22 protein-coding genes are annotated in these 24310 nt (G+C 56.9%); 7 read left to right on the top strand and 15 right to left on the bottom strand.

All coding sequences use genetic code 11. The annotated features are described in order from the left end of the window. Positions 1–74: 74 nt before the first annotated feature. The 6 genes from CJ255_RS01755 to CJ255_RS01730 all read left to right on the top strand — a co-directional run bounded on the left by CJ255_RS01755 (position 75) and on the right by CJ255_RS01730 (position 6681). Positions 75–686 (top strand): Uma2 family endonuclease, encoded by a 612-nt coding sequence (locus CJ255_RS01755; protein WP_097642375.1) that lies wholly within the window; start codon positions 75–77, stop codon positions 684–686. A gap of 5 nt (positions 687–691) precedes the next feature. Continuing rightward, positions 692–2161 (top strand): sensor histidine kinase, encoded by a 1470-nt coding sequence (locus tag CJ255_RS01750; protein WP_097642374.1) that lies wholly within the window; start codon positions 692–694, stop codon positions 2159–2161. 270 nt (positions 2162–2431) lie between these two features. Continuing rightward, positions 2432–3655 (top strand): L,D-transpeptidase, encoded by a 1224-nt coding sequence (locus CJ255_RS01745; RefSeq protein WP_245863116.1) that lies wholly within the window; start codon positions 2432–2434, stop codon positions 3653–3655. A 17-nt stretch (positions 3656–3672) separates the two neighbouring features. Next, the gene (locus CJ255_RS01740; protein WP_097642373.1) at positions 3673–4668 is read left to right on the top strand and encodes a hypothetical protein; all 996 of its coding nucleotides are present in this window, start codon (positions 3673–3675) and stop codon (positions 4666–4668) included. 23 nt (positions 4669–4691) lie between these two features. Continuing rightward, on the top strand, positions 4692–5618 hold the full coding sequence (locus CJ255_RS01735) for a ferrochelatase (protein ID WP_097642372.1): 927 nt from the start codon (positions 4692–4694) through the stop codon (positions 5616–5618). 196 nt (positions 5619–5814) lie between these two features. Then, positions 5815–6681, top strand: a complete 867-nt coding sequence (locus tag CJ255_RS01730; protein WP_097642371.1) for an SDR family NAD(P)-dependent oxidoreductase — start codon at positions 5815–5817, stop codon at positions 6679–6681. 66 nt (positions 6682–6747) lie between these two features. Here CJ255_RS01730 and lpdA read toward each other — a convergent pair whose 3' ends face one another. The 7 genes from lpdA to CJ255_RS01695 form a co-directional block, all read right to left on the bottom strand. Then, a complete protein-coding gene (gene lpdA / locus CJ255_RS01725; RefSeq protein ID WP_097642370.1) occupies positions 6748–8154 on the bottom strand; it encodes a dihydrolipoyl dehydrogenase in 1407 nt (468 codons plus the stop codon). A 162-nt stretch (positions 8155–8316) separates the two neighbouring features. Continuing rightward, positions 8317–9036 carry an SDR family oxidoreductase gene (locus CJ255_RS01720; RefSeq protein WP_097642369.1) on the bottom strand — a complete coding sequence of 240 codons (720 nt, stop codon included), beginning with the start codon at positions 9034–9036 and terminating at the stop codon, positions 8317–8319. Positions 9037–9232: 196 nt separating this feature from the next. Continuing rightward, positions 9233–10135 (bottom strand): NotI family restriction endonuclease, encoded by a 903-nt coding sequence (locus CJ255_RS01715; protein WP_097642368.1) that lies wholly within the window; start codon positions 10133–10135, stop codon positions 9233–9235. Continuing rightward, the gene (locus tag CJ255_RS01710; protein ID WP_097642367.1) at positions 10132–11190 is read right to left on the bottom strand and encodes a DNA-methyltransferase; all 1059 of its coding nucleotides are present in this window, start codon (positions 11188–11190) and stop codon (positions 10132–10134) included. Before CJ255_RS01710 ends, CJ255_RS01715 begins: the two co-directional genes overlap by 4 nt. Positions 11191–11242: 52 nt before the next feature. Beyond that, the gene (locus CJ255_RS01705) at positions 11243–12226 is read right to left on the bottom strand and encodes an ABC transporter ATP-binding protein (protein WP_097642366.1); all 984 of its coding nucleotides are present in this window, start codon (positions 12224–12226) and stop codon (positions 11243–11245) included. A gap of 22 nt (positions 12227–12248) precedes the next feature. Beyond that, positions 12249–12869 (bottom strand): ABC transporter ATP-binding protein, encoded by a 621-nt coding sequence (locus CJ255_RS01700; RefSeq protein ID WP_097642365.1) that lies wholly within the window; start codon positions 12867–12869, stop codon positions 12249–12251. Between the two features lie 151 nt (positions 12870–13020). Then, positions 13021–13452, bottom strand: a complete 432-nt coding sequence (locus CJ255_RS01695; RefSeq protein WP_097642364.1) for a hypothetical protein — start codon at positions 13450–13452, stop codon at positions 13021–13023. 338 nt (positions 13453–13790) lie between these two features. Here CJ255_RS01695 and CJ255_RS01690 point away from each other — a divergent pair, with 338 nt between their 5' ends. Next, complete coding sequence (locus CJ255_RS01690) at positions 13791–14540, top strand: GIDE domain-containing protein (RefSeq protein WP_097642363.1); 750 nt, start codon at positions 13791–13793, stop codon at positions 14538–14540. Positions 14541–14553: 13 nt separating this feature from the next. On the opposite strand, the gene menB is transcribed toward CJ255_RS01690, so the two are convergent. The 8 genes from menB to CJ255_RS01650 form a co-directional block, all read right to left on the bottom strand. Further along, positions 14554–15381 (bottom strand): 1,4-dihydroxy-2-naphthoyl-CoA synthase, encoded by an 828-nt coding sequence (menB, locus tag CJ255_RS01685; RefSeq protein WP_097642362.1) that lies wholly within the window; start codon positions 15379–15381, stop codon positions 14554–14556. A 169-nt stretch (positions 15382–15550) separates the two neighbouring features. Further along, positions 15551–16327, bottom strand: a complete 777-nt coding sequence (gene menH, locus CJ255_RS01680) for a 2-succinyl-6-hydroxy-2,4-cyclohexadiene-1-carboxylate synthase (RefSeq protein ID WP_097642361.1) — start codon at positions 16325–16327, stop codon at positions 15551–15553. A gap of 118 nt (positions 16328–16445) precedes the next feature. Further along, entirely contained in the window at positions 16446–18428 is a 1983-nt protein-coding gene (locus CJ255_RS01675) for a BACON domain-containing protein (RefSeq protein ID WP_097642360.1), read from the bottom strand. Between the two features lie 161 nt (positions 18429–18589). Further along, positions 18590–19126 carry a GNAT family N-acetyltransferase gene (locus CJ255_RS01670; protein WP_097642414.1) on the bottom strand — a complete coding sequence of 179 codons (537 nt, stop codon included), beginning with the start codon at positions 19124–19126 and terminating at the stop codon, positions 18590–18592. Between the two features lie 6 nt (positions 19127–19132). Beyond that, a complete protein-coding gene (locus CJ255_RS01665) occupies positions 19133–21520 on the bottom strand; it encodes an ABC transporter permease (protein WP_097642359.1) in 2388 nt (795 codons plus the stop codon). A gap of 9 nt (positions 21521–21529) precedes the next feature. Next, positions 21530–23401, bottom strand: coding sequence for a DNA mismatch repair endonuclease MutL (gene mutL, locus CJ255_RS01660; protein ID WP_097642358.1), 1872 nt, complete (start codon positions 23399–23401; stop codon positions 21530–21532). A 93-nt stretch (positions 23402–23494) separates the two neighbouring features. Continuing rightward, on the bottom strand, positions 23495–23911 hold the full coding sequence (locus CJ255_RS01655; protein WP_097642357.1) for a helix-turn-helix domain-containing protein: 417 nt from the start codon (positions 23909–23911) through the stop codon (positions 23495–23497). After that, positions 23908–24195: a type II toxin-antitoxin system HigB family toxin gene (locus CJ255_RS01650; protein ID WP_097642356.1), complete on the bottom strand. Its 288-nt coding sequence runs from the start codon at positions 24193–24195 to the stop codon at positions 23908–23910. Before CJ255_RS01650 ends, CJ255_RS01655 begins: the two co-directional genes overlap by 4 nt. Positions 24196–24310 lie beyond the last annotated feature (115 nt).

Here is a 24310-nt window from a genome sequence, read left to right as displayed (position 1 = left end):
GGAACGTAGGAAATAGGGCAAAGGTTACCCTTACTATTTTCTACGTTCCTCTATTCCTATTTTCTGTGTTCCGTATGGCAATTCTCGTTGTCACAACTGATGCTCCCCTTGTTGAGGGGCCGTCCCAAGGGGCATGGACGTTTGCCGATTGGGAGCGGTTGCCCGCTGATGGGCGGCGCTATGAGGTTATTGGTGGGGTGCTCTATATGACGACCGCGCCGAGTAGCTTTCATCAGTGGATTGTGCGGCGTCTTGAGCGTTTGGTTGGGATTCCGGCAGAGGATGCGCGGCTGGCCTATTGCTTTCCTGCGCCCATAGGTGTGCTGATGCCCGCTTGCCATCCGGTGCAGCCCGATTATGTGGTGGTGCGTTTTGGACGTGAAGCACTCTTTCGGGCGGGGCGGATCTATGGGGTGCCGGATCTCTTGTTTGAGATTCTTTCGGCAGCTTCGCGCTCCTACGATGAGCGGATCAAATTGGCAGCTTATGCTACTGCTGGGGTGCCAGAGTATGCGATTATCGATCCGCGTGAACGTAGTCTGAACCTCTATTGCCTCGTGGCACCCGGGGCGTATGCGGCACCAAGGTGCTTTACGGCGGGCGATCATGTGGCCTTTGCCTGCCTCCCAGGGCTGTTGTTGCCGGTTGCTGAACTCTTTGCCGGTGCGCCCGATAGTTCATTGTAGCCCCCATGCGCCCCACCAAGCCCCAACCTACCGATATGGTCGCTGCGCTCCGCAGTCTCCGTTGGCCCATTGCAGGGGTGGTGGGCTTGCTCTTTGCGTTGGTGCGCTTGGTCGAGACGAGCTTGATTGGCTTTCGCCCGCTCGATCCGCTCTTTGAGACGCTTGAGGCGCTTTTTTGGGGTGCGTTGGCGGCAGTAGCGATCTATGCGGTGCTGAGTTGGGCTGCCCATCAGGAGCAGCGCCGCCAGGTGGCTGAGGCGAGTTTTCTTGATGAGTTGCGCCTAACTAATGCGCGTCTGGAGTTGCTCTATGAGCTGAATCAGCGCATTGCGAGTAGCGATACGCTTGATGATGTGCTTGATTATGCGATTACGCTGCCTGCGCGTCTCTTTGCGGCCCGTGCGGCTGCGCTGGTGCTCTATGGTGAGCAGGGTAGAACGTTGACGGCGCGCTGCCTCGGGTTGAATGAGGAGCAATTGGCGGCGGCGCGTAGCGCCTTTGGCTTGGCCTACCACTATGAGTTACCCCCTGAACCCACCATCCTGAAGCCGCGTGGCCGTACACCCGCCGGGATTGTGGCTTGTCTGATCCTGCCTTTGGCTGAACGGGATAATCAGCCCCTTGGTTGGATTGAAGGCTACCTGACGACAACCGACCAGTTGACGTTGGAACAACCCAGTGCTCGTTCCGATCAGGTGCTTCCGCTGCTGCTCAGTGCGGAGAGTACCGCCCTGTTGCTGACGGTGGCTGGTGAGTTGACCGAGAGTATTCAGGGTAGTCGCCGGCGCGCCCGTGAGTTGGCGAGTGTCGCTACGTTGGAGCAGGCGATCACGGAAGAGCGCACTCGGATCGCCCGTGATCTGCACGATGGCGTAGCTCAGAGCCTCGCCTTCCTGCGCATGCGGGTGGACCTCTGGGCAGATTGGTTGCACCAAGACCCGCAGCGTCTCAGTGGTGAGTTTGTGAACCTGAAGGCCAATCTGCGCCAACAGATTGATGAGTTGCGGCGGGCTATCTTTGCCTTGCGGCCCATGGAGTTGGGGCAACTTGGCTTTGTGGCCGCACTACGGCGCTATGTCAGTGAATTTGCTGAACAGCAAGCGTGGGAGCTTGAGCTTGAACTGAGTGATCTGCCTACCGATATTCCCCAGGTGCTTGAATTGGCTGCCTTTCGCTTTGCCCAAGAGGGGCTAAACAATGCAGCCAAACATGCCCACGCCAGCCATGTGGCGTTAACCATCCGCACGCTGGACGGCGGGCTGCAAATTGTTGTGCGCGACAACGGGATCGGCTTCGATCCTGGGGCCCAAGGCGAGCGGCCTGGAACCCGTTTGGGCCTGCGTCAGTTGCGTGAGCGGGCCACCGCACTCGATGGGCGGCTCACCATCCTCTCGCGCCCCGGCCAAGGCACTGAGTTGCGGGTTTGGTTGCCGCTACGCTATGCTGCTGAGGATAGAATTGGTAAAACCCTCTAGTCATGGGCGTTTAAGTTTTATATAATGTTTGTAATGGCAGTTTACGATTGTAGATTGCAGATTGCAGATTGTAGATTGCCGAGCATGGCGTCCCAATGGGCGTTAACGTTCTTGATCATGCGGCATGTTCAAGGGTAATTGGTGTTATTTTGTTCGGTGTTGGCGGCGAAGCCGCCAACACCGAACAAAATGAGTTTTATTGGGGGAGGCTTCGCCTCCCCCAAACCCCCACCGAGGGCTTCGCTTTATTAAGATGAATATGGTACTGCTATGGTGCTACGTCGCTACCACATGATTGGTGCTGCGCTGCTGGTGTTTGGACTCACCCTTGTGCTGCTGCTTTCGATTCATGCGGCAGAGGCACGCCATCCCCAGGCCGATTTTGCGGCGCCGTTGAGCTACCGCGAGGCTCAGGCGGTGGTGGTGGCGGCGCAGGCTCGTGAGGCGCACCTGCGGACTGTGGTTAGTCAGCCGCTGGGCTCGGTGAATCCTGAATTGTTGCCGCGCATGCAGACGATCTATTTTCCTCAGACTGGGCATCATCTCAGTAATCGGAGTGGCTTTTTGGATTTTTGGCGTGCCAATGGTCAATTGCAGAGCTTTGGTTATCCACTGACTGAGGAGATTGTTGAGCATGGCCGTATTGTGCAATACTTTGAGCGGGCGCGTTTTGAATTGCACGCTGAATATATTGGGACGCCCCAACAGGTGCAGTTGGGTTTGCTGGGGCGCGAAATATTGGAAAAGCAGGGTGTTCCGCCACGCCTCGATGAAGCGCAGAGGGAGGGACGCTATTTTCCTGAAACGGGCCATACGCTCTGGGGGAGGTTCCGTAGCTTCTGGGAGCGCCGCGATGGTATGCAGCTCTATGGTATGCCGTTGAGCGAGGTGGTTGAAGAGGATGGTCGGAGTGTGCAGTACTTCGAGCGGGCTAAGTTTATCTACTTCCCCGAAGAACTGCCAGCGGTCTTTCGTTCGCTGCAACACTCCTATGGCTACCCCCTCAACGCGCTCTATGAGGTGCAACTGAGTGATTTGGGGCGCTTGCTCGCAGAACAGCGGGGCATCAATCTGGCCCCAGTGCCCCAGTTGGAGGGTACGCACACATGGCACCCGGCCCTCTGGGAGCGGCGCGTCGAGATTAGTATTGGTGAGCAGTGGCTCAGTGCCTACGAAGGCGATCTGCTGGTCTTCCGCGCCCCGGTGGCAACCGGACGCGATGGCTTCAATACGCCCGTAGGTGATTATGCGGTCTACTATAAGACGCCTATGCAGACGATGAGCGGCTGTATGGCGGGCGAGTGTTGGAATGTGCCCCATGTGCCGTGGGCGCAATATATTGTCGGCGGGGTGGCCCTGCACGGCACCTATTGGCACAACAATCATGGTACCGGCATTCGTCCCTCCCACGGCTGCATCAATCTGCGGCTTGAGGATGCCCAATGGCTCTATGAGTGGACGAGCCTGGGTACTCCGGTGAAGGTGCGTTATTGAGTTGAGTAGACGAACCTATGCCACAACGTCCCCGTAGTACTCCGTTCCGCCGCCCCACCAGTGGCTTGAGTGTCAGCCTTGTGGTGGTGGGCTTGGTGTTGCTTGCGCTGGCCCTGGTGGTTGCGCGTTCAACCAGGCCCGCAACGCCAACAGGGGCCGACGGCGAGCGATCTGGCCTCCCCATCCCAACCGATGATTGCCGCAGCTTGCCTGGCTTTATGGCCAATCCTGAAATTGGCCTGAGTGGAGGGGGCTTGGCTTTAGCTACCAACCGCTCCGAGATGGGCTTGGTGCTGCTGAGTACGCGCCAACCAGATCAGACCTACCAGCATCCCACATGGCGTCGGGCGGGCTATTTGGGGCCGATTGCCTACGACCGTGAGGGGAATATCTATGTGGCACCGACGCCGCGCCTCTCGCTGGCCGATAATCCTTTGGCGGGGGCGACAACCATTTGGCGCGTGGCAGCCCAGAGTGGCGAGATGGCACCCTTTGTGCGTCTGCCGGGCGCAGCGCACGAACGCAATCCCTATGGTATCATCGGGTTGAGCTATGTCTGCGACCTGCATTGGCTCTATGCGGGCCATGTTATTGGTGGTACGCCCACAAGCGAACACGGTGGCGTGGTTGCGATTGATCTGAACGATGGCACCATGCGTCCGATTGTGGACAACACCGACGTTATGGGCATCCTCGTGGTAGAACGCGGAGAGGGCTACGAACTCTATCTGGCCCTTGCCCGCAGCCCCGAGGTGATGGCGTTGCCGTTAGATGCCAATGGTATGCCCGCAGGCGATATGCGCCCACTGCTCGACTTGGAGCAGGCGGGGGCAAGCGCGAGCGAGCGGGTACGCAAGCTCCGCTTGGTAGACGATGAACTGATTGCCGACCTTGTCCCCTTTAACTATAGCCTCCAGACCAGTGCAGCCAATGAGCCTAACCGTGTTGCCGCGTGGCGTTACAATGCGACAACGGGCCAATGGGAGGTAAGCCGTCGGGCGGCTTTGCCATAGGGGGATGGTCCAAAGGAGACCCCATGACCAACCCGATCGGTCTACTCGTGATGGAATATGGCGAGCCGCAGGAATTGGGTGAGGTGGCCGATTATTTGACGGCTCACTATGGGGGCTATACGCCGCCCCCAGAGGATATTGCGGCTCTGCAGGCGCGTTGCCAGCAGGTGTGGGGCACGGAGCGCGGCGGTTCGGCGGCGGGTCTGTTGGCGAATGCCTTGAGCCAAGTCTTGGCCGAGCGCTCTGGCGACCGTTTTCGTGTGGCGCTGGGGGCACGCCATTGGACGCCGACGGTTACGAGCGCATTGCAGGAGTTGTGTGCCAGTGGTGCCCAGACGGTCGTGGTGCTACCACTAAGTCCCCATGCGTCGCTGATGGGCCTGCGCGACTACGAGCGCACCTTGGAACGCGCACAAGCTGAGTTGCAACAGCCCTGCACCATCCATCTGATCAAAGATTGGCCCGATCTGCCGGGCTATTGGAGCGCGATCACGCGCCATACGCGCGCCGCTCTCGCCCAACTCGAGGCTCCGGCTGAGGCGGTGGCGCTGCTCTGCATGGCCCATAGTGTCGCCGAGAGTAGCCGTAAGCCCGAAACAAACTACCAGCAGCAACTCACCCAGCGCACCGCGCAACTCACCAGTGAGCTTGGTTGTGGAGCGGGGCGCTTGGCCTACTACGGGGCTGAAGGGCCGGGTCAATGGCTTGGGCCGGAGGTGGGCAGCGCGTTGGAGGAGTTGGCCCAAGCGGGTTATCGCCATGTGTTGGCGGTGGGCATCTCTTCAACCTACGATAACGTCGAGATCTGCTATGAACTCGATGGTCGCCTCGCGCAACTGGCCGCCACGCTGGGGGTAGGCTATGCACGGGCCGCCTTGCCCAACGCCGATCCCGAACTGGTGGCTGGCTTGGCTGATTTGGTGGATGGGACTGTGGTGGAGAGGAAATAGCAGCGAGGATGCGAGAGGCGAAGAGGCGAAGAGGCGAAGAGGCGAAGAGGCGAAGAGGCGAAGAGGCGAAGAGGCGAAGAGGCGAAGGGCTTCGCGTCCTTGCGTCCTTGCGTCCTTGCGTCCTCGCGTCCTCGCGTCCTCGCGTCCTCGCAAGCAGTAACGTGGCTACAAATATCCCTATTCCCAAGGCACCATCATGACTCTTCCCATGACCAAGCGGGTTGTGTTGCTCACGGGCGCGACGAGTGGCATTGGGCGTGAGGTGGCGCGGGGTTTGGCACTGCAGGGGGCAACGTTGGTTGTGGCTTGCCGCAATCAGGTGCGGGCGGCGGGCCTTGCGGCTGAACTACGGGCAGCGTGTGGCGCTGCCCAGATCGCCACAATGCCCCTGGAGTTGGCTGAACTGCGCTCGGTTCGCGCCTTCGCGGCGGACTTTTTGGCCCGCTATCAGCAACTGCATGTGCTGATCAACAATGCGGGCACCTTCTGCTTGCAGCGCCAAACGACAGAGGATGGCCTCGAACGCACACTGGGGGTCAACTATGTTGCGCCCTTTCTATTGACGCATACGCTCCTGCCGTTGCTCAGCGCCACCCCTGGGGCGCGGATTGTCAATATTGGCTCGGAAGCCTATCGCTACGGACGCCTCGATCTTGAGGATTTGCAGCTCACGCGGCGTTACGCAGGCTTTATGGCCTACGCAAGCTCCAAGCAGGCCCAACTGCTCTGGAGCCTAGAACTGGCCGACCGCTTGCGCTCCACTGGTGTAACGGTCAATGTAGTACACCCAGGCCATGTAGCCACCGGCATCTGGCAACTTTGGACTGCACCGACGTGGTATCAACGGCTCTTCGTCCGCATCATTACCAGCGTGATGCGTAGTCCAGCGGAAGCGGCGCGTGGTGCAATCTACCTCGCCAGTTCGCCCAATGTGGCCCATGTCACTGGCGGCTACTTCCTCAACGAACACCCGCAGCCGCAGTCAATCATGGCCCCGGCTAATGATCTAAAGCTGCGCCATGCGCTTTGGGCAGCGACGGAGCGGATGGTGGGAGGGAGTTAACTGCCTTAGTTTGCCTGCGCTTGGGCCGACATCGGCGTAGCGCAGGCGTTTCTCTTTGGGGCATGCTTAGACATGAATTGCGGCACCATGCACCAAGGCGTGAGCCGCCTCACCAATGGCCTCATAGAGCGTTGGATGGGCGTGGATGGTGTTCAGGAGGCTCTCACCCGTGGCCTCATGGGTGAGGGCAAGACCACCTTCACTGATCATCTCGGTGACGTGAGGGCCAATCATGTGGACACCGAGCAACTCATCGTACTGTTGGTCGGCCACGAGCTTGATGAAGCCGAAGCGGCTCTGACCAAGCACCCGTGCTTTGCCATTGGCGGCAAAGGGGAACTTGCCAACCTTTACGCTATAGCCCTGCTCTTTTGCGCGTGCTTCGGTCAAACCAACACTGGCAATCTCCGGGTTACAGTAGGTACAGGCCGCAATCTTGCCATACTCAATGGGCCTAACCTGGTGGCCTGCCATATGCTCCACAGCGAGCATGCCTTCAGCACTGGCCTTATGGGCCAACCAGGGCGTGGTAGCGGCACAATCGCCCACCGCATAGATTCCATCCGCCGCTTGCATAACGCCATCGGTTAGGATGAAGCCTTTATCAAGCTTCACCCCAGCAGCCTCAAGACCAAGCTCCTTGGTGTTGGGCATAATGCCAATAGCCACCAGCAGCTTGGCAACCTTGAGTTGTTGCGGCTTGCCATCAGCCCCAACAACCTGCACAACGAGGGCGTCGGCCTCCTGTTCAATCCCTTCCACCTTCGCCCCGGCCAGCGTCTTGATGCCTCGGCGCTGGAACGCCTTGTGCAGCTCCGCAGCGACCTCTTCGTCCTCATTGGGCACCAGGCGCGGCAGCGCCTCAACGACACTCACCTCAGCGCCAAAGGCGCGGTACATTGAGGCAAACTCGATCCCAATCGCCCCCGCCCCAATACAGAGCAGACTCTGCGGCACGCTGTCTAGCTTGAGCGCATCGGTGGAGGAGAGGATGCGTTGGTGATCAAAGGGGATACCGGGGAAGGGACGCGGTTGTGCGCCGGTAGCGATCATGATCTGCTTGGCACTCAACGTGCGCTCACCGCCTGCCGTGAGTTGCACATGCACCTGACCGCGCCCAGCCAAACGGCCCCAACCAGCGATCACGTCCACCTTGTTCTTCTTCATCAAAAAACTGACGCCATCGCTACTCGCCTTGACCACCGCATCCTTATGCTTCATTGCCCCGGCGAGATCAAAGCTCACGCCCTCAACCTTCACCCCGAAGCGTTTCGCCTCTTTCAGTTCATCGAGCAGATCGGCGCTATGCAGCAGCGCCTTGGTGGGAATACAGCCCACATTGAGGCAGACGCCCCCCAGCGGCCCGGCCTCCACGATGGCAGTACGCATGCCCAACTGACCCGCGCGCACAGCCGCCACATAGCCACCCGGCCCCGAACCAACGATCACCAGATCGTAGACCTGATCACTCACGAAAGCTTACCTCTCTAAGGGAAGGAGATGGAAGATAGGAAGTAGGCGCTAGGCCAGAAAGTAGGCACTCTCCTCCACATAAAAACCTCTGTGCCCTCTGTGCCTCTGTGGTGCAAAACCTCTGTGCCCTCTGTACCTCTTCTCTACCTCACTCCCTCCAAGCTACAAATCGACCTGACGCGGCATAATCGGCAACTCATCTACGCGCAAACTCGGCGGTAGGGTACAGACCCAAAGCATCGCCTGGGCCACATCGTCGGTAGTGAGCAGACGGCGGCGCGTCATCTCATCGGGGTTGAGCGGTGCCAAATCGGCATTGATCATCCCCGAAACAATATTGGTCACATAGATATTATGCGGACGCAATTCTTGTGCCAGGGCCTGGGTAAGGCCCGCCACGCCAAACTTGGCGGCACTGAAGGGCGAAATATTGGCCACCCCAACCCGCCCAACCCGCGAACCCAGGTTGACAATAATGCCGCTGCGCTGACGCTTCATATAAGGCACCACAGCACGAATCGTGTAGAAGACACCACCGAGATTGGTATCAATGATCGAACGCCAATCAGCATCATTGAACTGCTCAATCGGCGAAATCTTCATCATACCGCCGGCACAGTTGATCAGCATATCAATCCGACCAAGCAACGACATCGTACTCTCAACCAGACGCTGCACTTGGGCCGGATCAGTCACATCAGTAGGAATACTAAAGCCCTGGTGACCCTCGCCTGCGATCTCCGCGATCAGGTGTTCGAGGCGGTCGCGACGGCGGGCGGCAACGATCACAGTTGCCCCCTCACGCGCAAAGATGCGAGCGGTGGCATAACCTACCCCACTGGAGGCACCGGTGATAATAGCAACTCGTCCTTTGAGTTTCATGACGCCCTCGTAGCTCTCTGTGCGTATGGGGAGAGCCTGACCCTGTCTGGCTAGTCCTGTTTGAATTATAGCGCAGCTTTGGGCATGTTGTGTGATGGAGGCATGGTTTCAGAACACTTTACCGTTTGCGAGGACGCGAAGCCCTCGCCTTTTCGCTTCGTGCATCCTTGCAAGATAGTGATCAAGGTAATTGGTTTTAGCGCAGTAGGAACACTGTTTCTGCGGATAGCTTCGATTCTAGAACGCGCACAATTGTATCTAATTCAAGCCGAGCATCCGCCTGAAGACCTAAGCTTTCAGCGATTCCCTGAGCATCTGTACTATAGCGTGCTCCAAGGTCTAATCGCAATGAATGTCCCTGATTCATAGCAAGACTGTAAACATGAATCTGCATTGAGTCCCCGATTTTCGCGGTTTTTACATGGCTAAAACGAAATTCCCGAGACATATAATCATAAAAGTGATCTTGTATAACCATTACCAGATGTTTATTGATGTGTTCAAATGTTTGAACTTTATGGTGTAATTGCATTAAAATCGTTTTAGCCGTCATTTTCCAGTTCATACCAAACCCCTTTTTACTACTCTTGGGGCGTTCGTACAATTGTTTATGTTCAGTCTCAATCTCAGAGTATTCATTATCTGCCATGTCTGTAATAGGTAATCCCTGCTCCTGTAACAACTTTTGGCGGTGAGGCCATACTGTTCCGGTAGAATCCAATGTTTGCAATTCAACACCTACAAAATCACGAATTTTACCATAACGTGTTGCAACGAGAAAATAGTCTACATTTCCACCGGGAATGCCTACTTCATGTACAATGTGTAATTCATTGCCTGGTTCATTGTGTGTGAGTAGATGTAGGCAATCAATAAAAATCTGATTCCTTTCAAGTAATCTATGTGGACAGATGATAATCTTCTTCTTCTCTTTACCATATAGTACAGTGCAAGTACCTATAGTAATATCTGGGTTGCTCTTTCTCACCTTGATACATTTACGCTGAAGGTAAGGGCAATGTTCATTATTTACAATATTTACCCAATCCTTCTCTATTATTGCTGTAGAAACACCATACAACTCAACAATAGATGTCATAATAATCTCCTGCAACGTTGTTCAGCGTAAGCAATATAACGAGAACAAATATCTATCCCTATCGATTTACGATCAAAATTACGCGCAACAAGCATCGTTGTACCTGTGCCGCAGAATGGATCCAATACGATTCCTTCAGGAGGACAAGTGGCAAGAATAGGGATTTTACACAAATCTTCAGGATATGCAGCAAAATGCTCTTGTCTTTTTTGTGTGTCTTCAGGTAATATATCCCACACATCGCTTGGTTTACTACCATGCGGATGGTAAGTTAAGAAGTAGAATCCTTTGTCAAGTAATTCCTTTGCTCTTCCCGAAACTTTTTCGGAGTTGGAGTGCGTTGTGCGTTGCTGACCACGAATAATCATACGAAAGTCTGCGATTTTTCCTTCAGCTACACGTCCAAGCATCAGATCAAGTGCGTGAAATGCTGCAACCTTCTCTTGTTCAGTAAGGCTTGTTGAGAGTTCAATTTGTCGTTTATAGCGTACCCCTTTTACTCCAGTAGCCGAAACTATAGTACCATTCACTACTTTTGCTTGACGAGGCTTAGAACGAATCGCGTCTGCATCATAGTAGTAGCCATGTGATTGCTTTACAAAATGAAATAGATGCTCATGAACATTTCTAAGTCGATCCTTAGTGTTATCTGGCCCGCCTTTGATTTTATTCCATATTACATTATTTCGTAACACCCATCTTTTTTGATCGATTAATATGAGAGCTATCCTCCATGGTATGCCTAACAACACTTTGTTGTAATATGTGTCACCGATATTCAACCAAAATGATCCTGAAGGTTTTAGAACACGCTGAATTTGATCTGTTACCGCGATAAGTTTGTCAATATATTCTGAATAGCTTGCTTCTAATCCTATTCCTGCTTGATCATATTGACGTTGTCCCCAATAGGGTGGGCTAGTCATACAACAGTCTATTGTTTCGCTTGGGATTTCTCGTAAAGCATGAAGTGTATCTCCCAATATAAATAAAGGAGATAGTTCATTGCTTGTTATATATTGACGTATCGTTTGTTTCAATACTTGTGTTTCCATTATTCAAATGCTTTCCTTTATGATTGTACCAACCACTCCATCCCACTCCAGCCTACGCGGTGCCGCCGTAGTCCAGGTTTTCGGTGACGCGCAAGAAGACATCTTCGAGATCGTTGACCTGGCCGGCAAAGTGGGTGACGGCGATGCCGTTGCTGATCAGCCGCGCTAAAAGGGCGCTGATGGCGTGATCGTCGCCGTCGAAGTCAATCTGTAGGTGTGGGGGCTGGGCCTCGGGTAGTGAGCGTACCCCTAAGACATGGGGTTGGTCGCTGACTAAGGCGGTTGCCGCACTCAAGGCATCGTCGTAGCTTTGGTCTGCGGTGGGAATGAGCTGCAACTCGTAGCAGCGATGCGGTTGCAGCGAGCGCAGAATCGTCGCGACATCGTTTGAGGCGATCAGGTTGCCCCGTTCGATGATACCGATGTGGGTGGACATCTCGGCTAGTTCGGTCAAGATGTGGGAGCTGATCATGATTGTTTTGCCCATGCTGCGTAGCTCTTTGAGTAGTTCGCGGAGCTCGACGCGGGCGCGTGGATCGAGGCCGCTTGCTGGTTCGTCAAGGATTAAGAGGGCTGGATCATGTAGCATGGTACGCGCTAGGCTCAGGCGCTGCTTCATACCGCGTGAAAGGCCCATTACGTCGGCCTGTTTTTTGTGGCTGAGATCAACGAGTGCCAAGAGGTCGTCAATTAAGCGCTCCCGGCGCTCGACCGGCACCTCGTAGGCGGCGGCAAAGAACTCAAGGTATTCGAGTGCGGTCATGTTGTCGTACACACCAAAAAAATCGGGCATAAAACCGACTGCACGCCGCACCGCTTTGCGCTCTTTTAGTACCGAATAGCCCGCCACAAACGCCTCGCCCGCAATCGGCTTGAGCAGCGTGGTCAGAATCCGCATTGTGGTGGTCTTGCCCGCCCCATTCGGCCCAATGAAGCCGTAGACCGCGCCTTGTGGAATGGTGAGATCGAGTTGGTTCAAGGCGACCATGCCGCCATAGCTGTGGGTCAGACCTTTGGTTTCAACGAGTATGGTCATGGTATGTTTAGGGATGGTAGTATTACCCACCTAATTGTAAAAGCAAATCAGCATAGCGCAGTTCACGCGGATCGTTGGTGGCAATGACGCTGATGCCGTGTTCGCGTTGGGCTGCGATGATGCTGGCGACAACGGCACTGCCACGTTCGTCAAGGGTGACGGTGGGTTCGTCGAGGAGCAGCACGGGGGGCTGGTGGAGCAGTGCGTAGGCGTAGCGTAGCCGTTGGGTCATGCCGGAGGAGTAGGCCGCGAGCCGATCATGGCCGCGGCCTGGTAGTCCGACCCGTTCCAGTAGTGCCAACAACTCCGCATCACTGCGCGTGATGCCCCGTACGGCGGCAAAGAAGCGCAGATTCTCTAGGGCACTCAACTCGCGGTAGAGCATCAGGTCGGGTGCGACCCAGCCAATGAGGCTGAGCGCCTCACGGGGGCCGTAGGTCTGTCCCCCATAGCCATAGGCGATGCCGCCCCGTTCGGGGCGCTGCAAGCCAGCCAAGAGGCGCAGGAAGGTACTCTTGCCGCTGCCATTGGCTCCACTGACAACCAAAGTTTCGCCGTGCTTCAGTTCGACGGAAACATCAGTAAAGACCACCCGCGCTCCATAGGAGGCGGCGACCGCTTCAACGTGCAGTTGGAGTGCCATAGGGCATCATAACCAGTTGTGAGTGACGAGTGACAAGCAGGAGCTTCCTTAGAAGCTGTCTGAAAAGTCCATGGGCTGGCGTTGGAGTGCCGGCTTTAGCCGGCTAACGCCAGCACTCCAACACGTACCCACTAGCTTTTCAGATAGCTTCTTACACCAGATGGCTATAATCGGCGTGATCGGCGGGCTCAGGGCCCATTTGGCTGGTGAGGGCGTCCTCGACGACGACGGCGGCGATGGGGAGGAGTGGCACCATGGTGAGGTTGTAGATTTCGGCGCGCTGGCCTTCGAGCCGCAGCACCTTCTGCCCGAAGAAGATGATCAGGGGCAGCAGTGAAGGCACAACCCCCATCGTGAGGGCGCGGGGTAGCCAGCGTTCGCGCGGCAACTTGCCAATGGCAGCCTGGGCAACGGTGGTTACCCCAATCGTATTAAAGAGCAAGCGCACATGCTCGCCCGTACTCTCATCACGGAGGCTCAACACGGGAATCTTGGGCCAGAACTGTTTGCTGTTGCCATGGAGAATCACCATGACCACCACGTTGGTCAGCACGTAGCCAACCTTGCCGAGAAGCTTACGCATCCTTGGGACTCCTAAAGTAACTATGCCGTGTCATATGAGTGATGAGTGATGAGTGATAAGTGATAAGCAGGTTATACCAATTACCGTTGAATATACCGCATAGCAGATTACGTCAGACCGCATTGCAATGAGGTATACTCTGCTTGTCACTCGCCACTCATCACTCGTAACTGGTATTACAGCACCCATCAACACTCATTGACATGAGACGGCGGGCGAACTAGTGTTGTTGCGGTCTGGTTACAGTACCGCGTTACACTATGAGGAGACTATACGCGCTGGGGCGCGTGTATCCGGTAAAGACCTACCCAAACTACATTAAGGTCTAATAACCGCCTATGAATCCTCTAACCATTGGGCTGATTATCTTCGGGCTAGTATTGTTCGTGATAGCTGGCGTTGCGGTGGCGGTCGCTTGGCGGCGTGAGGGCAAGGTGCTGGCGATGCGCGATGCGCCTACCCTGAGTACCGCTGAGTTGCTGGATCGCCACCGGACAGGGATGACTGGTTTTAGCCAGTTGGGCGAAGCGGTTGAGGTGGTGGGCACGATCGAGTGTGAGCATCCGCTTGCCGCGCCCTTCAGCGAAACCATCTGTGTTGCTTATCGTTACCGGGTCAACGAGTCAACCGATCAGCGGCTCCCGACACCGGATGGTGGCTCTCAGCGTGATTTCGCCTTTAGTGGCCTCGACGATTATGAGCGCCATGTGCCGCGCTTCTATGTGCGTGATGCCAGTGGGCGGATTGCGATTGATCCCAAGGGTGCCACGTTTGACCTGATCGAGAAGGTTGCTCGCTACGAAGCCTACACTGGTTTGGCTGGGAGTGAACGGCAAATCTGGCGCGAAGAGTATGTGTTGCCCCTTGGCAACCGGGTTTATGTTTTAGGTTACCTCCTCAGCGACCAAGATGAGGCGATCATTGGGCGGCATCCTCTCGAAAAGGATCGCCACTTTTTGATCAGCCACCGCGACGAAGATAGCTTGAGCAGCAAGGTGCGAACCCAAGCCTACATGCTCTATGGCGGAGCGCTGCTGGCCCTTGGGGGGGCCATAGCAGCCTGGATTGCAGCCGCGCTGCTGTGGTGATGTTTTTTGGTACCTACGGAAAACGCCGGAAACGGCGAAAATTGGGTTTGCGCTTCTCCAAGTAGGCTTGTTTGCCCTCTTTCGCCTCTTCGCTCAGGTAGTAGAGCAGGGTGGCATCGCCGGCCAGTTGCTGGAGCCCAGCGTGGCCATCGGCGGCAGCGTTGATCGCTGCTTTGAGGAAGCGAATGGCCATAGGGCTATGGGTCAGAATCTCGCGTGCCCACTGGACTCCTTCATCCTCAAGGCGTTCAAGCGGTACCACCGTATTGACCAGGCCCATTGCCAGGGCCTGCTGGGCATCATACTGGCGGCAGAGGTACCAGATTTCGCGTGCCTTCTTGTCGCCAACCATGCGCGCCAACAGATTTGAACCATAGCCACCATCAAAACTGCCGACCCGTGGCCCCGTCTGGCCAAAGCGCGCATTCTCGGCAGCAATGGTCAAATCGCACACAATATGCAGGACGTGGCCGCCGCCAATCGCATAGCCAGCCACGAGCGCAATGACCGGCTTGGGAATGATGCGAATCAGGCGTTGCAGATCGAGGACATTGAGGCGCGGTACGGTATCCTTGCCCACATAGCCCCCATCGCCCCGCACCGTCTGGTCGCCCCCAGAGCAGAAGGCCAACTCGCCCGCGCCGGTAAAGAGAATCACACCAACCCGCTCATCATCGCGGGCACGCTCAAAGGCATCGAGCAACTCATGCACCGTTTCGGGGCGAAAGGCATTGCGCCGCTCCGGGCGATTGATCGTAATCTTGGCCATCCCCTCGCCCGCTGCGTCATGTTCATAGAGAATGTCGCTATACTCACCGGCCTGTGTCCATTCAATTGGCATCTTTTTGTCTCCTTGAGTGTGTGGTGGCGGCTTCGCCTCCCCCGAAGAACCTTTTTTCGTTCGTGGTGGCGGCGAAGCCGCCACCACGAACGAAAAAAAAGCAGTAGCACACATGGCCCTCACCCCTATTTCCTACTTCCTAACTTCCTATTTTCTCGCTTCTCTATCCTCACAAAAACCTTCGCACCGCTTGTGCAAAAGCTTCCGGTTGCTCTAGGTGAACCGTATGGCCTGCGTGGGCTATGATACCATGGCTGGCGTTGGGTAATTGGCGGGCCATGGCTTGGTTGAGGGCGACAAATTTGTGATCAAGGGCGCCGCTGATCAGTAGGGTGGGGTGGAGCATGGTGGATAACTGTTCCCAGAGGCTGGACTGCTGCCCCGTGCCCATGCCACGGAGGCTATTGGCGTAGCCGTGGGGACTGCCGCGTAGCCGTCGGGCGCTGAGTTGGGCCCGCTGCGTGGTGGGCAGGCTGGCTTGGCTGGCAAAGAGTGGCAGGGCCGCCCAGTAGTCTACAAACCAAGCCAACCCGTTGCGCTCAATCGCTTCAGCCAGGGCGTGATCGCTGGCGCTACGGGCTGCCCGCTCTTCCGTTGTCGCTAAACCTGGCGAGGCGCTCTCGAGGATCATGCGCTGCACCCGCTTGGGCGCGGCAGCAGCCAATTGGAGCGCCACCCGCCCGCCCATCGAGTAGCCCAACACATCCACTTGGGCCAAACCCAAGTGATCGAGTAGCGCCAAGAGATCACTGACACAGCGTTCCATCGTGTAGCAGCTTGCATCTGTGGGGGCAGGCGAACGGCCATGGCCGATCAGATCGGGCGCAATGAGCGTGCGTACATCAGCCCAATAGGGCCGCAGGGGCAACCATTCCTCGGCACTCCCCGTGAAGCCGTGGAGCAGCAGTAGCGGCGGGCCATTGCCATAGATGTCGTACACAAGCATGATGAATGATTGAAATCCTTGGTGGGGGTTTGGGGGCGGCGAAGCCTACCTCAAAAAAACTCTTTTTGTTCGGGTTTGGCGGCTTCGCCGCCAAACCCGAACAAAAATCAGGCAGCTTCTAACGACTCACCAACGGTAAATAGATACGACTAACCTTGGGTATAACCCGCAGGTTAACCTGAAGATCATAATTGCCGCCGTTGCTGCTGATGTGCAGTGTTGCGCTATATACGCCCACCGGCAGCCGCCGGGGGTCAACGAGAACGGTTAGGTTGCTCTGGTGGGCGTGGCCAGTGATAGGAATGGGATGCAGCCATGGGGCACTGCTCTGGGCTTGCCATACGAGGTTGCCTGAACCCTCATTGGCTAGGACGAGCCTGGCACGGCGTGGCACATCGTTGGGATCAGCCAAGAAGTCGAGTGGCGGCGCGGTGACCTGTAGCACAGGGATGAGGTTCTGGCGCAGGTAGATCGGGCTTTCGCTGACCGTCAGGCGCACCGATCCAGATTCAACTGGTACAGCAACAATCGCTCCGTCGCGCAAGACCAGATCGGGTGTTGTGCTCGGTTTCAATGGCAAACGCACGCTCTCTTCGCCAACATTGTTCCAGAGGAGTTCGATAATCCGGTTTTCGTTCGTGTGAAAGCGCAGATGAAAGCGGGCGGCAGTATTGAGATCGTCGGGACGGTGTTGGAAGGTGTGCAGTTCGCCAAAACCCAAGAAGCGTGCCCCGGCAAGCTCTCGGGTCAAGGTTTTGTAGGCAAACGCGGCCCGTTTCGGCGCGTACCCCTCAGCAGCGTTGTGGAAGATGGCGGCCTCTTCCCAGAAATTCTGGGCCGCACCATCAAATTTGTCTTCCAACTGGAACCAATTGATATGCTCAATGCCAAAGGCTAACGCAAGGGCATAGGTACGCACAAGGTAATTGGCCTGCTGATCTTCCGTCTTGCCAATAAAGCCCGCGAGGCGGGCTGCCGCCAGGGTCGGGTGGCTCGTGTAGTTCAGTGCGGCATGTGGCCCTAGGTGCAGCCGCCAGTCATGGCGGGTGGCACGCTGGTTGAGCAGTGCCGGCCCAACATAGCAATCGGGCTGATCGGCGGTACAGGTAGACCAACCGACCTCACTGATCCAGATGGGGCGCGGCGCACCGCCGCGCATCGCAGTCTGGGCATCGAGCCACGCCCGCGCCAAGCTTAAGCGCCCCCAGAGGCTGATTGCACCATAGATACCGGGGGCATCAGGGGCGACGGTTGGCATATAGGGGTGAATAGCCAAGACATCGAAACTATTCCAAGCCGTTGGGCGCGCATTGAGGGCGTCGGCCAGAAAGCTCAAGCCATCGCGGTGCCCGATGCCATCGTTCCAACTGCCATCGAAGACATAGAGCCCTCCCGTCGCCACAATGGCGCTCGGATCGGCACGTTTGATCGCCGCATAGCCCACCTCAAGCAACTCGGCATACTCAGCCGGTGTGCCGGGCCATGTCTCCCAGGCATTGGGTTCATTGCCGATCTGCCAGGCTGCCACCCGAGGCGAACCAGGCGCATCATCTTCGCCGTCGCCATTGTAGCGCTTGACGACTTTATAGACATAATCGGCAAAATCTTGCGGATCGGCAGGTGGGCACCAGTAGTCATGGACATGCACCCCGGCGCTGGCATAGCGGGCCATGCGTTCGGGACAATCCTCGACCCGGGCCCACGCGGGTGTGGTGAGCAGCATACCAATAATCTGGTACCCAGCTTCGTGGGCTTCGCGCAGCCGCCGATCGAAGGGATTCCAGTCCCAACGCCCTTTGCCGCTACGTTCAATATTGCCCCAACTCAACTCCTCCCGCGCCCACTCCACCCCGATGTTACGTCCGTGGGCGATGAGCCTGGCTACTCCTTCGTCTCCATCGTTCCTCATGCGCTCAAGGCCGGTGAAGTAGGTGTTCATGCCAAAGGGCGTCATCTGAGACGTAGTTAGTGTTGTGGGTTGCGGCGACGGCTCTAGCTCTTGGCTCTGCACGGGGGTAAGCAGGGTGAAGAGCAGGACGCCGATCAGCAGCAGGAGGCGCAAGGGTTGTTTGATGTTACGTGCTGATGGATGGTTACGCATGAACGTATCGTAGCATAGATGGGGCAACTCGCGGGTGAAGGTCTAGCAATCATGCCATTTACGATTGTAGATTGCAGATTGCAGATTACTGAAAAGCTTCTTTTTTGTTGCGGTTTGGCGGCTTCGTCGCCAAACCGCAACAAAAAAGAAGCTGTCAACCTCTAAGCCCCAGGCCACGGGCCTGGGGGTTGATCGGGTAGCTCGATGCTGGCTGCTTCAGTCTTGAAGATGCGCATCCCCCGCGCTTGGTAGTTGGCGAGCGCAGCGGGCCCGTCGAGGCTGCATGTATGCACCCAGATGCGTTCAGCGCCCATGGCCCAAGCGCGCTCAAGGGCTGCGGTGAGCAACGCGCCGCCAAGCCGCCGCCCGATGAAGGCGGGCAACAACCCAAAGTAGGCAATCTCTACCATTGCCCTGGCTTGCCACTCCAATTCAACATAGCCTGCCGGGGTGCCCGCCACATAACCCACCCAGGTCTCCAATTCGGGGCGTTCGAGGTAGGCTTGCCAACGGGCATAGTTCCAACCTAAGCGATCCAGCCAATACCAGTTGCCTCCCACCGCTGTGTAGAGGAAGCGGTTCAATTCGGGGCAGGGCAACTCGGCGCGAACGACGCGAAAACCCGCTGGTGCAGCTACTGGACGCAGTGCCGTCGGGTCGCACATTTCGAGGTAGTAGGTGGTATTTTGGGTAAGCATTTTCATTCACTCATAGGCCAAGACTTCGCGTACCGTTAGGCTTACAGCGGTACGTGCAGATAGGAGACTGGCAATGATGGCAATCACCAGGACAGCAATGAGCCAGACGAGTACCGCAGGGATGGTGTAGCTCCAGATCAGGGGTGAGTTGAGCAGATTGAGGCCGAAGACATGGCCCATAGCGTAGCTCAAAGGGATGGAGATGAGTGTGCCAATCAGCCACGCCAGCAAGGCAATGGTCAGGCTTTCACTCACGATGATCTGAGCCAGCGCATGATCACTCGCGCCAATGGCACGCATAATGCCAATTTCGCGGGTGCGTTCGATCACGTTGATGCTCATGGTTCCGGCCAAGCCTAGCCCTCCCACAACACTGATGATCGTGGCCATAATCGAGAGGATGACACCGATCAGGTCGAAGCGTTCAGCAAGGAGCATGCGGTCATCGGAGCGGCTATGGATGCTGTGCAGTTGGTAGCCTGCTTGGCTCAGGTGTTGCTCTAGCTTGATAACCGCTGCGGCATGGCTCGCCGCATCGCTTTGGGTTGTAGCAACCCGTAGGGTATCGCTGCGCCCAAAGCCGCCATAGGTGCGCGTATAGGCATCCAATGGCATATAGACCAGCACTGGGTTGATGGGCGGCATCAATTCTTCAATCAGGCCAATCACGCGCCACTGCTCTTCACGGCTCCCTAGTTTGAGCGTGATCATGGTGCCAACATTGATAGCGGGTTCTTTCTGCAGAATGTTGGTACTGAGTACAACAGCGCGTTCGTCGCCTGGCACAAACCAACGGCCTGCCACCATGCGTGGGGCCAGCATGGCGCTGGTGACTGGCAGAGCCCGAACGCTCATCACTTCGCCAGTTGTGCCATCGCTACGCACAGGGAAGGCGTGGTTCCGTAGCAGTGGTTCGACACTACTGACCCCCGGAGTGCCCAAAACCACCGGCATCACTTGGTCACTACGGTAGCTACGGTTGAGCTGAATCTCCACATCGTAGCGTTGCGATGCCACACTTGCATCAAGGGTGGTATAGAGCGACTCGCGCAGGCTCATGGCGGCGAGGAAGACGGCACCACCGAGCGAGAGCGCCACCAAGGTTCGCACGAGCCGTCCTTTGCGCCGGAAGGTGTTGCGGAGCGCCAAGCGTGCCGGGCGGCTCAAGAGGCTACTGCGGCTGAGTAGCCGATCCAGCCAACCCTGCACCACTGGTGTTGCTGTTGCACCCGCAAGCGCCTGGTGGGTCGGGCGGCGTAGCACACTCAGGATGGGGAAGAGCGCTGCGAGCATAGGCACAAGCATAGCGACCAGCGCTTCAATCAGGATAACTTCGGGCACAATGAGAAAGGGGGGCAGATCAAGGTTCATCTGATCCGCTATGAACCAGGCGAACAGATTGGCCCCGAGCATGCTCAGAGGTGCGGCCAGCAGTAGGGCCAATAGACCAAAGGCGGCTGCGAGGGCCAGGTAGAGCAGCGCGAGTTGATCATTTCGCGCCCCAATGGCCTTCATCACCCCAATCTGGCGTGTCTGCTGGATCAGGATCGCGCTCATCGTGTTGATGATCAGGAAGGTACTGATCAGCAGCGCCAGGGTACCAATAGTCGTCATAATCGCAAACATGGTAGGCAGGATGATTTCAGCAGGATGCTGGAGTGGCGGGGGCACTTCGCTACTGAGGATCGGACGCCCTCCACGTTGAACCAGCCGTTCGACCCGATCACTCACCATGCGAATCTGGGCTTCATCGTAGCGCAGTGGTTCATCCACCACAATGGCCAACTGATTGTAACCCTGCGGCCCGCCGAGCCAGGTGAGCGTATCGAAGGTGATATAGCCAAAGACCTGTCCAGCAATCGGTGCGGGCGGCAGGCTCAAATCGTGGCTGAGGCCCACAACCGGCAATGGGCGCACCGTCTCGCCCGCCAAGGTGACCATTGCCGTAGCGCCAAGGGGCGCATCAAGCCGTGCGAAAGAGGAGCGTTCGATCAACATACTGCGCTTGGGTGGCGGCCAGGTACCCTGCCATGGACGCACAATGTTGATGCTGGTTATGCCATCATCAGGCAAGACATGGAGCAGAGCATCTTGCCAATCATCAGAGCCGAGCTTGATGCGCGCCGCAACCACCCGCTTACCCTCGGCGGCACTCACCCCCGGCAGTTGGCGCACGGCTGCCACCAGTTCATCATCAAAAGGCAGCGTGGTGATCGATGCACTCGCCGGATTGGTAGCACGAAAGCTTTGCTGCAATTCCGCTTCAATCTTCACGCGCCCCGCCATGATCGTGCCAAAGGCAAAGACCCCAATTGCAATCGAAAGCACCACCAGCAACGTGCGGCTGCGGTGATGGAACAAATCGCGGCGGATTTTGTTCCAGCGAGGGGACATACAATGACCCTATACGCTCCGTCCAAACTGGCGTTCAAGTTGGGCAGGCGTGAGCAGGATCATGGTTGGGCGCCCGTGGGGACATGTGCGTGGGCTCCTACAGGCTTCGAGTTGCTGCAGCAGGTGGCGCATCTCGGTGTGGGTGAGACTCTGGCCGGCGCGCACCGAGGTGTGGCACGAGAGGGTGATCAGCATCGTTTCGCGCCAATCGAGCGGATGTGAACCACCGCGCCCAGCGAGATGATCGGCCAGTTCGTGCAAGGCTTGGTTGAGTTGCTCGGCGGGCAGCGTGGCGGGAATGGCACGCACAAGCACCCCTTCGCCCCACTCGTCCAGCGTAAAGCCCCAGGCCGCAAGTTGGCTCTGGTTGCCCAGCAGCAGCGCACTCGCCGCCGGGGCTAAGGCGACCTTCTGTGGCAGCAGGAGTCCTTGGGCCTCTACTGCGCCTGCGGCGTGTTGGTTCATCAGCCGCTCGTAGGTAATCCGCTCATGCGCGGCGTGCTGATCAATCAGATACATGCCCTCAGGCGCCTCAGCCACAATGTAGGTCAGGCCAACCTGGCCAATGATGCGTAGCGGAGGTAGGGCTTGGGCGTCGGCGTGTGTCGCTTGGGCTGCAACCGGCGTAGCTTGCGCTGCGGGCAAAGGCGCAGCGGCTTCCGCGTGGTGCGGTTCTGCCTCAGCGTACCGCTCTGCCTCCGCAGTGCCACCGACATCCCAGCGGCTATGTTCACGATCCCAAGCGGTTGCACCAACCCCCCAGGCCGAGGCGGGGGCTGTGGGCGCGGGCGCAGGGCTACTCGCCGCAGTTTGGCCAAGTTGACGTAACTCGAAGCGACGTTGCAGACTACCATCGTCCTCCTGCCACGTCGGCACCCCTGCTCCGGCCACCAGCGCATCACGCACACTCCGCCCAATCAGGCTATGCACCTTGGAAGCAAAGCGGAACTTGACTTCACTCTTGGTAGGGTGAACATTCACATCAACCGCAAGGGGATGCACATGAATATTGAGCACAACAATGGGATGGCGGCCCTTCATGAGCAGCGTATGGTAGGCATCTTCGATCACACTGACCAGCGCCCCCCGTGGCTGCAAAGCGCGGCGGTTGACAAAGAGATGGATGTAGCTCCGCGAGCCACGGGTCAAGCCGGGGGGCGAGAGCAGGCCATGCAGCCGCACATGCGCTTCCCCTTCGCCCGCCTCAGCCTCAAGCGGCAGCAACTCACGGGCCACATCGGGGCCATAGAGTTCAATCAGTACCGAGCGCACATGACCATCGCCACTGGTCTGGAGGGCACGGCGATCCTCAAGCATCAGACTAAAGCGCACCTCCGGGTAGGCGATAGCATACTGTTGAATAACGCTACTAATCGCCCCCTGCTCGGTCGCCTCAGAGCGCAGATACTCACGGCGCACAGGCGTATTGTAGAAGAGGTTCCGCACACTAATGCTCGTGCCCACCGAGCAACCCCGAGGCATACGCGCCTGCACCTCACCACCAGCAATCCGCAACTCGGTACCCGTCTCACTCTCAGCAGTACGGGTAACACAGATCACCTGCGCGACCGAAGCAATCGAAGGGAGCGCCTCGCCGCGAAAGCCCAGCGTATGGATATTAAAGAGATCATCGGCCACCGTAAGCTTACTGGTCGCGTGGCGTTCAAAGGCCAACTCAAGCTCATGGGCCGCAATCCCACAGCCATCATCCTGCACCGTCAGTTCACGCAAGCCACCGCCACGCACCCCGACACGAATGCGCCGAGCGCCAGCATCAAGCGCATTCTCAACCAACTCCTTGATCACCGAGGCGGGGCGTTCAACCACTTCACCCGCAGCGATCTGGGCGGCAACCGTTGCATCAAGTAAGCGAATAGGCATGGAGGATAGCCGAAAGTCGAAAGTCTGATAGTCGAAAGGTGTGGGAGTGTCGGGCTCAAGGTTACAAAGCGATATGCTTAACAGAAAATGGAATCAAGAGGATAGAAAGGTCTCCGGTATGACACCAAAGCGACGTGCCAACGCATGCCGTTGTGGTGGTGTCAGCGTCCGCCTACCAGCAAGAACTTCATGAACGAGCACAGGTTCGCCAAGCTCAGTTAAGTCGGCTGGTGTCAGATCGTGTTCAGTCATCAGAAACGCAAGAAGTGCCGCATTTGTGGGTAATGCTGGTGTCTCGCGCTGCTGCTCATACGCTTCAACAAGGATACCAAGCGTATCAAGTAACTCACTAAGCGGATGTTCCTCATCCATTCCGACTGTATCAAGCAGACCATTGAGCGCTGCTATGGCACGGTCGTATTGCTGATCGGTATGGATGGCCGTAAGTGGGAGCAGAGTTTGGAGCTTACACCACGCTTGCGTAAGTTCTTCATGAGTTGCAACGGTCATGTCTTCCACCCTCCCCGACTGTACTCGTCATGCGTGAGTACATGACGAATGTACAGTTTTTGACGATTGAAGTGAATGACTGCAATCAACCGATACTTGTTGCCGCCAATGTTGAAAACGACCAAGTCGCCCACAAGGTCTGCGTGAGGGAAGACACGGCGTAGATCAACAAGATTAGCAAATTGGTTGGTTCGTATAATACGAAACCAAGCATCAAGAGCATTGCTACTATCAGGATAGCGTTGCGCGAATTGTCGCAAGGCTTTACGGGAAATAACGTGCATACTAGTATGTTTGCCTACGTACAGAGCAGCACGGCGAGCCAAGTGGCTCTTGTGGATGAACTCAAAGTGCAACTAAAGCACGACCTGCCCCTCATGATCGCGGTCACAGCTCTGC

Origin of the sequence: Candidatus Viridilinea mediisalina (genome assembly GCF_002532535.1) — a bacterium.
Lineage (GTDB): Bacteria > Chloroflexota > Chloroflexia > Chloroflexales > Chloroflexaceae > Viridilinea > Viridilinea mediisalina.
This window is presented reverse-complemented; position numbering and strand designations above follow the sequence as displayed.